Annotated in this window: 10 protein-coding genes; 7 read left to right on the top strand and 3 right to left on the bottom strand. The window is 45.7% G+C overall.

Features of this window, described 5'->3' with window-relative positions; genetic code table 11:
• Positions 1 to 8: 8 nt before the first annotated feature.
• Positions 9 to 1,787 carry a glycoside hydrolase family 36 protein gene (locus EJQ19_RS06090; RefSeq protein ID WP_126140295.1) on the top strand — a complete coding sequence of 593 codons (1,779 nt, stop codon included), beginning with the start codon at positions 9 to 11 and terminating at the stop codon, positions 1,785 to 1,787.
• Between the two features lie 71 nt (positions 1,788 to 1,858).
• Here the strand turns inward: EJQ19_RS06090 and EJQ19_RS06085 are convergent, their stop codons facing one another.
• Complete coding sequence (locus tag EJQ19_RS06085; protein ID WP_126140294.1) at positions 1,859 to 4,762, bottom strand: sensor histidine kinase; 2,904 nt, start codon at positions 4,760 to 4,762, stop codon at positions 1,859 to 1,861.
• 13 nt (positions 4,763 to 4,775) lie between these two features.
• On the bottom strand, positions 4,776 to 6,407 hold the full coding sequence (locus EJQ19_RS06080) for a response regulator (RefSeq protein ID WP_164716349.1): 1,632 nt from the start codon (positions 6,405 to 6,407) through the stop codon (positions 4,776 to 4,778).
• 204 nt (positions 6,408 to 6,611) lie between these two features.
• On the opposite strand from EJQ19_RS06080, the gene EJQ19_RS06075 reads away from it, so the two are divergent.
• The 4 genes from EJQ19_RS06075 to EJQ19_RS06060 all read left to right on the top strand — a co-directional run bounded on the left by EJQ19_RS06075 (position 6,612) and on the right by EJQ19_RS06060 (position 12,027).
• Positions 6,612 to 8,003 carry an ABC transporter substrate-binding protein gene (locus EJQ19_RS06075; RefSeq protein WP_126140292.1) on the top strand — a complete coding sequence of 464 codons (1,392 nt, stop codon included), beginning with the start codon at positions 6,612 to 6,614 and terminating at the stop codon, positions 8,001 to 8,003.
• A 63-nt stretch (positions 8,004 to 8,066) separates the two neighbouring features.
• The gene (locus tag EJQ19_RS06070) at positions 8,067 to 8,951 is read left to right on the top strand and encodes a carbohydrate ABC transporter permease (protein ID WP_164716348.1); all 885 of its coding nucleotides are present in this window, start codon (positions 8,067 to 8,069) and stop codon (positions 8,949 to 8,951) included.
• Positions 8,936 to 9,760, top strand: coding sequence for a carbohydrate ABC transporter permease (locus EJQ19_RS06065; RefSeq protein WP_164716347.1), 825 nt, complete (start codon positions 8,936 to 8,938; stop codon positions 9,758 to 9,760). Before EJQ19_RS06070 ends, EJQ19_RS06065 begins: the two co-directional genes overlap by 16 nt.
• A gap of 188 nt (positions 9,761 to 9,948) precedes the next feature.
• On the top strand, positions 9,949 to 12,027 hold the full coding sequence (locus EJQ19_RS06060) for a 3-keto-alpha-glucoside-1,2-lyase-like domain-containing protein (protein WP_164716346.1): 2,079 nt from the start codon (positions 9,949 to 9,951) through the stop codon (positions 12,025 to 12,027).
• A gap of 126 nt (positions 12,028 to 12,153) precedes the next feature.
• Here EJQ19_RS06060 and EJQ19_RS06055 read toward each other — a convergent pair whose 3' ends face one another.
• The gene (locus tag EJQ19_RS06055; RefSeq protein ID WP_126140377.1) at positions 12,154 to 13,203 is read right to left on the bottom strand and encodes a DUF3231 family protein; all 1,050 of its coding nucleotides are present in this window, start codon (positions 13,201 to 13,203) and stop codon (positions 12,154 to 12,156) included.
• Between the two features lie 162 nt (positions 13,204 to 13,365).
• Between EJQ19_RS06055 and EJQ19_RS06050 the strand changes: the two genes are divergently transcribed.
• On the top strand, positions 13,366 to 13,842 hold the full coding sequence (locus tag EJQ19_RS06050) for a hypothetical protein (RefSeq protein ID WP_126140288.1): 477 nt from the start codon (positions 13,366 to 13,368) through the stop codon (positions 13,840 to 13,842).
• On the top strand, positions 13,839 to 13,967 hold the full coding sequence (locus EJQ19_RS32790) for a hypothetical protein (protein ID WP_277600923.1): 129 nt from the start codon (positions 13,839 to 13,841) through the stop codon (positions 13,965 to 13,967). Before EJQ19_RS06050 ends, EJQ19_RS32790 begins: the two co-directional genes overlap by 4 nt.
• Positions 13,968 to 13,978 lie beyond the last annotated feature (11 nt).

Raw genomic sequence — 13,978 nt, 5'->3', positions numbered from 1 at the left:
GGTACGCAATGCTGCAATCCGCAAAGCAATCCAAACATTGTTATCAATTGACAGGCGGCGGCGACAAGTTTCAAGCAGCCTTAACCATCGAGGTTCCCGAAGAAGGAATCGAACTCGTGCATATCTCCGTTACGGCGAAACAGCCTGAAACACCGCCAGTATTACGGCTGTCCTGGGAGCAACCGATCATGGATATCCAGGGCGCATGGCATCCAAATGGGAATCGGAATCGCGGGCTGATGCCTGATTTTGTAAACGGCGGCTACCCAAGTAAATCAACCAGTTCGGCGCCGGTCGTCTGTCTGTTTAACGGTGCAAGCCGCAATCGACTGACGTTCGCTTTGTCGGACACGCTTAATCCCGTTGTGTGCAAAGCGGGGGTTCATGAAGAAACGGCAATGTTCCATTGCTCCGTTACCTTATTTGAAGAACCCACATCTCCGTTCGAAAATTACGAAGCGACGCTGCGGGTGGATGTGCGCAATTTGGCCTATTACGACAGTTTGCATGACGTACAGAAGTGGTGGAGCGGACTGACGGGGTTAACCCCGTCTCCGGTTCCCGCCCCCGCGCGCGAGCCCATGTATTCAACTTGGTACAGCCTTCATCAATCCATTAATCCAGAGGCGATTGAGGAGCAGTGCCGTTTGGCGAAAGACCTCGGATGCGAGACGATCATCGTTGACGACGGCTGGCAAACCTCCGATAATGCCCGTGGTTACGCCTTTTGCGGCGACTGGGAAGTATGTGCGGATAAAATACCGGATATGAAAGTTCATGTCGAGAGAGTACACAGCCTCGGTATGAAATACATGCTGTGGTATTCCGTCCCCTATGTCGGACGTCATAGCAAAGCTTGGGATCGCTTCAGCGACAAGATGCTCTATACAATCGATTCGCGCGGCTACGGGGTTGTCGATCCACGCTATCCCGAGGTCAGGGAATATTTGATCGGTCTTTATGAAACGGCCATGCGTGAGTGGAATTTGGACGGTTTCAAGCTGGATTTTGTGGATAGCTTCTACCTTCCCGAGGAGAAGAAGCATGACGCAGGCAGAGGTCGTGATTATGTATCCGTACCGGAAGCGGTTGACCGTCTCATGTCCGACATCATGGATCGGCTCCGCAGCATTAATCCAAGCGTGATGATTGAATTCCGTCAAAGCTATGTAGGGCCCTACATGCGCAAGTACGGGAACATGTTCCGTGCAGCGGATTGTCCGAACGATGCCATCGAAAACCGGGTGCGAACCATCGACATCCGATTGCTGTGCGGCGATACGGCGGCCCACTCCGATATGCTGATGTGGCACCCGGAGGAACCGGTGGAAAGCGCAGCTCTGCAATTGATTAACGTTTTGTTCGCCGTGCCGCAACTCTCGGTGCTCCTTGAAAGACTGCCGGTCGAACACGTTAAAATGACCGCCTTTTGGCTCGCTTTCTGGAACGAGCATCGAAGCGTTCTGTTGGATGGACGTCTTGAACCCCACAATCCGGAACTGCTATATCCGCTCGTCCTGGCGAGCAATATGGACAAGTTGATTGCGGCTGTCTACTACCGAACGGTCGTAACATTTGATCGCGATTTGCCGGAGACGATCATTCTTGTCAATGGTACTCGGAGCGACGGCGTAATTTTGGAATTGGACAGGGATGGCGGGAGCCGGACTCTAGAGATTAAGGATTGCATGGGGAATGTTGTGGAACAATCCTTGTTTCAAATGAAAGAAGGCGTCCATTCTCTTCCTGTTCCGCCGGCTGGCGTCGCAACGCTTACTGGAGTATAGGATAGTCCCCCTGTGGGATGGCCCTGCTCAATATTGAGCAGGGCTATTATCCGGCTTATGCAGCTTATGCTCTATTTACTGCTTGTAAAGGGATTACCCTCGGTCAGTACGGGGAGATGGAGACGTACAAGCGTACCTCTGCCCAGCTCACTGTCGATATCCCAGGTAAAGCTTTCATGAAAATACAAATGCAATCGCTCGAACACATTCGCTAGTCCAATACCGGAATGGTTCGTTTCCCGGGACTCCTCTTTGATCATGCGCAACCGTTGCAATTTCGCTTCGCTCATCCCCATGCCATTGTCAAGAATTTCGATATGCATGTGGCTTCCGTCGATATACCCCTTGATCATCAGGAGTCCGTCCGCCTCGATCGTATCCAGGCCGTGTAAAATTGCGTTTTCCACGATTGGCTGCAAAATCAATTTGACCGTCAAGGAGGATTGCAGCGCTTCGGACACATCCCAAATCACGATGAATCGGTTCTTCGCTCTAATTTTTTGAATACGTAGGTACTGCTCCAGGTGATCTAATTCCTCTGACATGCGAACTAAGCCGCTTTTTTTGCTAATACTTCCTCTGAAAAATTGCCCCAGCGCGGTTGTCATTTCAACGATGTCGTCGGCCCCTTGCCTGAAAGCCATCCATTTAATAGACTCCAGTGTATTGTATAAAAAATGAGGGTTAATCTGCTGCTGCAGAGCATGAAGTTGCGCTTCTTTCTCAAGAAACAGGAGTTCCTTCTCCCGAATCTTCGATTGATAGTTCTCGGTAATTAACTCGTTCAACCGCTTGATCATGTTGTTAAAATGCCGCGCCAGCGCACCGATTTCGTCTCGGCCTTTGTGATTCATACGGGCTTCAAAGTTTCCGCCGTTCACCTCATGCATTAAGTCCTGCAGTTTCCGAAGCGGCTTGCTGATTAGACTCGAGATCCATGTCGCTGTGAGCATAATCAAGATCCCGAATAAGACGAAGAAGGCTGCGCTGTACCAGATAAGGGTAAATACCTTCTTTTTCAATTCATTGGAGGGGACAATCCCTACCATTTTAACGCCAAAATAGGAGGCGGTGTCGTAGAAAACCATATACTGTTTAGTGCCTGCATGTTTAAAATAAGAACCGCTCTGCTGCTGCATCATCTCAGAAACGAGGGGGTCTCCCGGCTCTAAGACATGTGACGTGAGGTCGTCGTTGTCATGGGATAGAATAGTGCCATTCGCATCGATCAGAAAGAAATAGCCCGAATCTCCGATGCGAATCGTTCGGAAGATGTTATTCAGCATGTCTTGTTCCACATTGACAATTAAATACCCAAGTGGGGATCCGAGATTGGATTCGCTGGAAGAGCTGATTTTTCTGGCAAATGTGAGGACCGGCGTCATGTATAAATTGCGATACGTTCCGATGAGCTGCAGCTCGCCTGAACTTTGATCCAGTTTTTCAAAGACGCGTGGATCGGTTTTTGAAATCGGAACTGTGCCTGCATACATGCCGGAGTATATCCGTTCACGGGTGCGGTTATAGAGCTCCATGGAAAGAAACTCTCTCTTCCGCTGCTTAATATTGCCGAATTGCAGTTCGAGCACCATGTTATCCGAAGGCTGTAAAGACGTTGTTTCCGATTTACGCATCGTCAGCTGGATTTCTGGATGATAAATTAACTGCTGCGTTAACCTGTCGTAGTTTTTCAAACTGTCATTAATATTCCGTTTGACTTGTTGGATCGTGCTCGCTGTAAGCTGCATCACCTTATTTTGGTAGTTGTCATAATGCACGTAAGTCAGCAGCAGGACGAACAGCAGGTTAGGCACAAAGGTTGCCAGGACAAAGTAGGCAATTAGCTTTGATCGTACACGATAATTGGGAAACATGATTCGCGGTTCAAGAGGTGCGCGTTCGTTCAAGGCATCCACTCCCGCGGATAACCCTTGCGTTAATTCAAACAACGGTTTGGATAAGGTTCCGGCGAACCAGAACGATAAGATCATGACAAAGACAAGCGCTCCCAGCCCGAATAGGAAGACCAGGGAGTGCGTTCCACCGTCGCTTTTTAAAATGGAATAAATTGGGAACTCACTCATAAGCTCAAACGGGTAAGACGTTATCTGAAAATAAGTAACCAGCACTTTCCTTCCATTTTTGTGAATGATTTTGTAGGAAGCATCATCCGATTGCAAGAAAGAAGGGGAGATTTCCTTATCCAAGCTAGATGGCTTATTGCTCCAAATAGGCAAATGTTGATTGGTTAGCAACTGCAGCGTTTCATCGGTATCAGAGCTATTGAATACCTCTTTGGCGAACTCCGGAATGTTGAATGTCACGATTAGGGTGCCTACCGTTTCATTTTCCAAGCGGATGGTACGGTAATAGGCAATTTTATGGGCAAGCATGCCATCAAGCACTTGCTCATCCGCAGCATTTTTGGACAGGTTACCCGAAGACTTAACGTAAAATGGAACGCCTTCTTGCTGTTTATTCAGATAAGCAGCACTTTCATTCAGCCAATGTGCGTACTTAAAGTCCGTTCCCGCGAACTTGCCGCCATTATCATATTCGTACAGATAGACCAGATTGTTTTTTCCTAAAACAATAATTTTGTCGACATAATTATGGTATAACAAGGTATCATTAATTTCGCCGGACAGTGACTGCACCCGTTGGGCAATTTGGATGAAATCGTTCTGCGGAAACGGTTCAGTGACGGTTTTCTGAAACGAGGGTTCGTTGACCAGCTTGTTCGTATTGGCATCCAGATCTGCGAATAGGGATTTAAAGTAATTGGCTGTTTGTTTAAATTCATTAACTTGATATTCCGCTTTTTCTTGCACGATGAGTCGACTTACGAAGGCTTCAGACAACCAATAAAAAGCTGAGGCTAATGTCAACGTAAGCAGTACCGAACAGAACAGCAGTTTCTTGCGAATCGAATGATTATAGAGAAAGCTTGTGAGAAACAGCTTCAAACGTTCCATGGTGACACCGCTTTCAGTAAGTGATGAAGGATTGTCGGTACTCGAGCGGCGTTAACTTGGTGTGGCTTTTGAAAGTCGTCGCGAAATATTTCCGGTCTTGGTAGCCGACCAATTCACCGATTTCATAGACCTTGAGGTCGATGCGGCGCAGCAATTCCTTTGCTTTTTCCATCCGGCAATTTTTTAAATAGTCGATAAAGTTAGTGCCTGTTTCTTTTTTGAATTGAATGCTGAAATAGCTGGGATTGAGGTAAACGAGCTCAGCCATTTGATTTAAGGTGATTTTTTCGCTGTAATGCTCTTCGATATATTTTTTGACTTGCTGGACAGCCGAATGGGAGGTCGTCTGAACATCGTCGTTTACATGTTTAATTTGCAGCGCAATGTCTGAGATTAAGCGTTCCAACGCTATTTTTAATGTCGACAAAGTAGGGAAACGTTCTACAAATTCGCTAATCGGCATAGGGAGACTTGCTATCGATTCCAAAGATGCACCGTGAAGATCAAGCCTTCGCTCCAGCATCGTGAAGAGCGGCGCCAAGTACTTCAGGACGACGGGGAGTTCTGCCCGTTCCGAGTCCAGTCCGCAGCTAGTCCAAAATTGCTGGAAATGCAGCAAGCTGTTGTCCAAATTTCCCTCTAGCACCGCATCGAGTAATTTCGTTTCATGAGAGTACGGATATTCTTTGCGTTCAACGTGCTGTTCGTCTGCGGTATCCCAGAGAAATAATCCACCCCGTTCCAAAAAAGTATTGCGTTCCATCACACTTCTCGCTTGCTTGTAAGAATCGGGGAAAGAGAGCAGGCTCTGATAAACTTCGCCTAGGCCTACGATGGATCGGCACCCCGTCTCCTGTTCGATGGATGAGATGATCTGCTCCCACAGCAAAGAAAGTGATCGACGAGCAGGAACCGCTGTCGCGTTCAAATTCAGGAAGACGGCCAGCTCGCCAGCCTTTCTCCGAAGTGTGTAGCTTTGGCATTGACCAGCCTCGAGATGACGTTCGAGGATGCCCTGCGCTTTCGCTGCCACGCTGTCGGGCAAAGCGTTGTCTTGACGCGTTGTGGCCTCTAGCTTAACGGCTGCGCAGCAATAATACGTTGCGTTCATTTCAATCTCCAATAAGCTCATTTCCTCTTTGGCTTTATGGTATTCAGGCAAAGGCTCATCGATCAAAGCTTGGAAGAAGTGATTTCTGGCCGCAGGCAAGGAGCTCGCTAATTGGTTCTCATAGGCTTGCAGCCTTTGCGACGTTTCCCGTTCTGCATCCAATTCAAGCTTTAATTTCATCATGCTTTCGCTGAGGTTCTTCAAATCTACAGGTTTCAATAAATACTCGGATACGCCTGCTTGAAGCGCGTCACGGGCATAGGAAAACTCTTTGTAACCGGATAAAATGACAATTTTGACATGAGGATAGTGAAGGTTAATTGCTCTACTGAGTTCAATGCCATCCATCACGGGCATCTTAATATCGGTGAGGACAACATCGACATCATTTCTCTGCATGAGGTCAAGTGCCTGTTTGCCGTTGGCCGCGCACGCAATGACCTGGAACTGAAAGCGTTCCCAGTAGTAGGCGTTTAAGCCTTCCCGAATCTCGAATTCATCGTCAACAATCATAATTTTATAGGTGCCGTCCATCGGATTCACTCCTTTGCATCTATCATAATCACTCGATCTTTTCATGTAAAGCAACTTCTAACGAACTTCGAATGAAAACGGCAACAGTCAAAAAGATCAAACCTAATCCAAAAAGCATCCCCTATTTTTTTGACCGAAGCCCCCTTACAATGAAACTCGTAGCAAGACAAAACATGTGGAATTCACAAAAATGGAGGCGCTTTTATGCAGGGGTTCAAAAAAAGTTGGGCATTACTTAGTTTGTCTTCACTCGTTGGGTTAAGCCTTTTAAGCGGATGTGGCAGCGCTACCAAGACAACGAGTACCAAAGAGGCAGCGGCAACAGCTGCTGCTGTGAGCAGCAGCGCACCGAAAAAGGCTGAGCCTGTAACGTTGTCCATGTTCATTACTTCGGCTGGCCAGAAGGACTGGGAGGACGGCTCACCTAACGATAAATTAAAGAAAAAGTGGGAAGCCAAATCCGGGAACAAGCTAGAGCTTAATATTTTGCCAGGAACGCTGGACGAGGCCATGAAGAAAATTGATATCGCGATGCTCTCCGGGGACAAGACGGATATCATAAATCTTTCGAATCCGATCGATCAAAACAAGTATGCATCCAAAGACTTCCTCTATCCAATGAAAGACTTGGCCAAGCAAGCTAACTATGACATTGACAAAATATACGGGGATTCCCTCACCAAATACAACAACGGTGAAGTCTACTATATCCCTTACAATTTGTCGATGTGGGCCGTCTTTTATAACAAAAAGCTGTTTGATGAAGCAGGTGTTCCGTACCCTACAGGAAACTGGACATGGAGCCAATACATTGAGACGGCCAAAAAATTAACGAAACCGGATAAAGGCATCCAAGGTTCCTATATGCTTACTTTTGATAATTACTTGTACTTGCAGGCCAGACAAAAAAATGTCCCTGGTTATAAAGCAGACGGAACTTCCAATTATGACGATCCGGCCTTTAAAGATGCGTTGAAATGGTACAACGATTTGAGTGCGGTTCACAAAATTCAGCCTTCCTGGATCGAGTTTAAGACGAAAAAATTATCTAACCTCGGGTTCTTAGAAGGTAAATATGCGATGCAGTTTATTGGCACATGGTACTTGGGTTCCTTAAACAATTTCGATAAATATCCGCGTGATTGGAAATGGGGCGTTGTTCAACCTCCGACACCGGATGATGGCAAAGGCAATAACAATATCGGGGTTACTGCAGCGCTCGGAATTAATAAGAAATCCGCTCATCCGAAGGAAGCGTTTGATTTCCTAACGTACTTTGCAGAGAATAGCTACAAAGAAAGAGGCGAATTCCCGGCACAGAAGAATTTGAGCAAGGATGACATGAACGCGGTTCTGCAAAATATCGCCGATAAATCGCAAGGCAGTGTGACAGCGGACGATCTTCGGAAAGCATTGCTTGATAACGGACTAGGCTTCACACAAGAGAAACTGCTAGGTAGCGCTATGAGTGAGTACAGCAACATTATTATGCAAGAATCCGAGTTGTACTTTGCCGGGCAGAAATCCGTAGATGAAGCCGTTAAATCCATTAAACAAAGAGAAGACCAAGCGATTCAAGCGGCCAGCAAACAATAAATGAGAGTGACGAAGGAGGACATCATGATGGTGTCCTCCTTCCTAAAAAGAGGAGAATGGAGCATGCTGCGGATTACTAACGAAGAAAAGGTTGCTTTCTGGTTTATCACGCCTTTCGTGGCAGGATTTGCGCTTTTTTATTTACTGCCTACCCTTTACGCCTTTGTCATTAGCGTATTGGATTACAACAGTTTTAAAAGCTTATCGGACGTAAACTTTGTCGGACTTTCCAACTATATCCATGTCTTAAAGGATCCTATTGCGATCAGTTCATTTGGAAGAAGCTTTCTGTTTATGATCTGTTATGTGCCAGGCGTTATTCTGGCAGCTTTGCTGCTCTCTATGCTGTTTAATGCAAGCTTCCACTTGAGAACATTAGCACGGACGTTGATTATGCTGCCGTATGTAACGAACGTTGTGGCGATCGCGATTGTGTTTTCTATTTTGCTTAACCCCTATGATGGTGTTGTAAATAAATTGCTCGTGGCTGCAGGGATCGCACATCCCCCGCTGTGGCTCGGAGGTATTCACACTTCGCTGCCAACGATTGCTGGCGTGGAAGTTTGGCATTCATTGGCTTTTCCCACCATTGTATATTTAGCCGCATTGCAAGGGGTGCCAAAGGATTTGTACGAATCCGCAGAGCTCGATGGTGCAGGGCGATTTAGGAAGTTCATGAGTGTGACTGTGCCGTTGATTTCACCGACGACCTTCTTTCTTGTGATCACTAACATTATCGGATCATTTCAGAACTATGCGATTTTCCGCAACTTGACGAATGGCGGTCCAGGTACTTCCTCGCGTGTTATTTCGTTAAATATTTACGAAGAAGCCTTTGCTTACAACAAATATAGCTTTGCCTCCGCTCAGGCGATTTTGCTGTTTGCCATCATTCTCGTGATTACCATCATCCAATGGAGGGGGCAAAAAAGATGGGTACATTATTAAAACCGAAACTCGTGCTGACCTACGTGATGCTTCTCATCGGCCTTGTGATGATCATTCCGTTTCTGTTCATGATTTCATTTTCACTGAAAACGCCGATCGAGATGTCGCAGCATCCGGCTTCACTTTTCATCAGTCATCCGTTTACGGGCAATTTTGAAACGATCTTCAAACACAAAACTTATTTCATCTGGTATTTGAATTCGGTTAAAGTCGTGCTGGGTGTTCTCGTGTTAAGGGGACTGCTCGTCACGATGGCGGCGTATGCCTTTGCCAGGCTGGAGTTCCGGTTCAAAAACGTCATTTTCATGATCTTGATTGCCAAAATGATGATTCCTTCCGATACGACCATTGTAGCGAGGTTCTTATTGTACAAGTACCTTCACTTAAATAATACGCATTGGGCGATTATTCTGCCTGCGGCCTTTGATGTCTTCTTCCTGTTCTTGCTCCGACAATTTTTTATTAGTATTCCCAAAGAAATATCCGAAGCGGCCATTGTGGATGGTTGTTCGCATTATAAAGTGTATTATCGCATAATTTTACCGCTCGCCAAACCGGCGCTAGTGACTATGGTCTTGTTCACCTTCTTATGGACATGGAACGATTTCGCTTCGCCTTTTGTATTCATAACAGACATGAAGAAGCAGCTTCTAACGGTGGGCTTATCCTATTTCCAGACCGAGGCGGGCGCTGACTATGCGCTGCAAATGGCTGGTGCTGCTGTAGCCGTGCTGCCTACGATTGCGCTATTTATTTTTTCACAAAAGTATTTTGTTCAAGGCGTTACGATGTCAGGGGTTAAAGGTTGATACTAAGGATACAAACTTAAGAAGGAAAATGGGATTCTTGAAGGGAGGTGAGGAAGCAGCATTCGCGTGATCGGCAAATTATCAGTAGCTGAATGCTTAGTTTTTTAGCTAACGAGAAGTAGGATTGGAATGGAAGGAATTGAAAGCGCTAACAGATGTGTGTCCGATTATGTAAGGAGGAATCATTGATGTATTCAGCTAAAAAACTGCTTGCCATCTTCTCTTGCTTCGTTATTTTGTTTTCCTTGTTAGGCGCTTTGCCCAAAGCCGCTATGGCAGCGGGTACCATCTACTATGTGGATTCCTCGAGACCTGATGACAGTGGAGATGGAAAAAGCGCGGCAACGGCTTGGAAGAGCCTGTCCAAGGTGAATGCTACAACGTTCGCACCTGGTGATCAGATCTTATTGAAATCAGGAGGCACTTGGACCGGACAGCTTTATCCGAAGGGTTCTGGCGTGTCTGGCAGTCCGATTACACTCTCCAGCTACGGCAGCGGAAGTAAGCCGCTCATTAACGGGGGTGGGCTTACGATGAATGCGGATGGCAGCGGAGGAGCGGCCGTTTATCTGTACAATCAAGAGTACTGGGAAATTAAGAACCTGGAAGTGACGAACACGGGGGTGACCGCTGCCAAACGACTAGGCGTCAACGTTGTTGCTTCGGACTACGGAACAGCCAACTACATTCATATCTCCAATCTCACTGTACATGATGTGAATGGGATCAATACAGATAAGAAAAACGGCGGCATTGCGGTGCAGGCCTTAGGAACTTCCGTATCCACCAAATGGAATGACGTTCTGATCGAAAATAACACCGTGTACACCGTGGATGCAACGGGCATTCAGACGCATTCCCGCTGGATGAACCGCGGCGGTATGGTCGATTCCGGTCCGTGGTCCGGCTTCACCAACGTGCTGATTCAGTATAACACGGTGTACGATACAGGGCGTGATGGCATTCTGGTTAGGGTAAGCACAGCTCCTGTCATCCAGTACAATGTCGTTCATCATGCCAATATGCGTTCCGGCGCTGAGGCGGTTGCGATCTGGCCGTTCAATTCGGACGATGCACTCGTGCAGTACAACGAAGCGTATAGCACACATGGCAGCTTGGACGGCCAAGGATTTGACTCCGATTATGACTCGAATCGAACGATCATTCAATATAACTATAGCCATGACAACGAAGGCGGCTTCGTACTCATTTGTAATAACGGTACAAGTAATTTCAATAATGGCACCATTGTTCGTTATAACATCAGTCAGAACGATGGCACACGGATTTTTCAATTGGCAGGCCCTGTCACGAATACGAGTATCTATAACAACACGATTTATGTTAAGGCGGGGACGGGCACCAATATTTTATTAATCAACGATTGGGGGGGCTATGCGAGCAATACGTCTTTTAAAAATAATATCATCTATAACCTAGGCAGCGGCGGCTACTCCTACGGCAGCGGCACGAATACGGTGTTTGATTATAATGTGTTTTATGGCAATCACCCCGGCTCCGAGCCAAGCGATGCGCATAAGCTTACATCCAATCCCATGCTAGTTAGTCCTGGCACTGGAACGAGTCGAACTGCGGTGGATGGCTACAAGCTGCAGAACGGTTCACCGGCCATTGATAGCGGTGTCGCGATTACGGGGAACGGTGGTATCGATTATTGGGGCAGCGCAGTTCCGGCTAACAGTGTAACAGACCGCGGCGCATACGAAGGCGTAGGGATTCCTTCCAACCCAACGGTTACGGTATTTAGTGATAATTTTGAAAATGGCTCCAGTAATTGGACAACAAGCGGCGGAACGTGGAGTGTCATCACGGACGGAACGAAAGTGTTAAATCAGTCATTGGCGACGGGTGAAGCCTTAGCCTTTGCTGGGAGCAGTTGGACGAATTACACGTATTCTTCCAAAGTGAAGCTAAATAATACTTATGCCAATGCAGGACTGCTTTTCCGTGTGACAGATGCTAACAATTACTATATGCTCCGCATCAACAACAGCACGAATGCTCTTGAGTTATACAAAAAAGTAAGCGGGACGCTGACCTTGTTAACGAGTGCTTCGTTCAGCTCCAGCATTAGCACATGGTACGACCTCAAGGTGAAGGTAACGGGCAATACGATTGACGGATCGGTCAATAATACTCAGCTTATTACCTATACGAATAGCGTGTCGGAGCTGACTACTGGCAAAATCGGCTACCGCATGGCTTCCTCGACGGCGAGCTTTGATGACGCGGTGGTTACACAGTAACACTCTAGTCTAAGCAGAATAGCCCTGATCACGTGAAGATGATCAGGGCTAAGTTTTTGTCCATAAAAAAACCGTCTAGACAGCCAGAATTCGGATGCCTAGACGGTGTTGTAACAACTTAAGATCTTACTCAGTTTTATTATTGTAAACCAAGGCGTCACGGTCCGCGGCTTGCGGCGGCTGTTCCAACCAACCGTGTTCAATCATGATATTAGCTCCATCTTCAACAAAATTTCCGACTTCCAGTGTAAGACGTCCCAATTTTTCGGCAACATCGTGTCTGGCACACATCGATAAAGCATTCCCATATGCTCTTATTCTCATTGCAAACATGTCCAGCTTATGGAACATCATCAACTTATCTGAAAACGGCGCAATAGTTGAAGTCGTCACCAATGGGTCAAAAATTGGGGGAGATGATAAATTTTCTTTTTGTAGCATTTTACTAAAGATCTCATAATGTTTGTTGGCTATTTCCTTTCCCCTTTGAAAATAATCCCTTGCCTCTTTCGTTTGGGCAACTTGACTAAAGCCAATTAAAACCGCTTTGCTTGTCGCGTTATTCTCGATGTTATCGAACAGATGTGTAATCTCTAAAGCTTGAAGCGGTCTTATATCACCAAAAAATCCATTGAGATAACTTTGCTTCTTAATGAATTCAACATTCTTGGGATAAGGAATGAAAGTGGGTTTTGACATAAACCCCTTTTTGATTAATGTTATGTTTACCTCATTCAAAAATTTTGTCGTTGAGTCAAGACATTGTGTGAAAAATGTCCGAACATCCGACCTCGTTACAAGGGGAACACCAATTGCATATAGACTTGCGCCAGCTTTGCCGACATACTTCAAGTAATGAAGGTAAAACTCATCTTGAAATAGCCTAGGTGCATTAACGTTTACGTCCTCTTCAGAAAATCCTTTAGGTATGGGGTAATCTTCATGGACAAATATCTCTTTGATGGACTGTACAAATTGTTTGGACAAGCTTAGACCGTCTTCAAGGACTTTCCTGATTTCTAGATCTTCAACATGATTCAGCATATAACTTAAGACGCATATACACATGGTATTCCCCGTATAGGTTGCCCACAGCTTACCTTGTTCGGCTGACGTTAATTTTTCCTTTGCGTAACTTTCAGAATTAACCTGTATTTGTTCTTTTAGATTATTCATATTCAACAGCACCCTCCGATCGATAAACTTCTTCCATCTATTTTTCCCTTTCGTGACTAAATCAATGCATCGAATTTTACCTTTCTTTTCTAGAACCGATAATAAGACACTTAACTTTAGTGCAAAATAACATAACTAATAAAAAAGAAGAGCGTGAGTTAAATGAAAAAAAGTATCCAACTCGAAGTCATCCTTTGGAGTATAGCTCTTCCAGGATTTGGACAATTGTTGAACGGCAAGGTGTTAAAGGGACTACTATTAGTAGGGTTGGAATTTCTAATTAATGTAAATTCTAATTTAAATGTCATCATCATTTCCAGTTTTCACGGGGAAATTGAAAAGACAATCAACCAGACCAATTACCAATGGTTGATGTTTTATCCTTGTATTTATATGTTTGGTATGTGGGATGCGTATAAAGATGCTGGAGGAGGTACAAGACCGTATAGTACCATCCCGTTCGTATTTGGTGCTTTTTTTGGAACAGTCGGTATCATTTTTTCGACCTATTGTCTTGGTCCAGTTTGGTTAGGTATAATTGGCTGTTTTGTTGGGATTTTAGTGGGGACACTAATAAAATCTGCATTACGAACTCAGACCGAAAGGGATTCGATCGATTCTGAGGGGGATCAGGAATGAGTATGGAAGTGAACGTGGATCTCCGTCGTATGGAAACGGCAAAGGATCAAAGCCAGCAAACACTTGCGTTTGCTGGCTTTTCCATTCATTCATTCATAGGAGAACTTCGCTATGCATTCTACTAAATTTAATGAAT

This window comes from Paenibacillus whitsoniae, assembly GCF_003955665.1.
Lineage (GTDB): Bacteria > Bacillota > Bacilli > Paenibacillales > NBRC-103111 > Paenibacillus_E > Paenibacillus_E whitsoniae.
The sequence above is the reverse complement of the archived record's forward strand: the minus strand, read 5'-3'. Positions and strand labels throughout refer to the sequence as shown.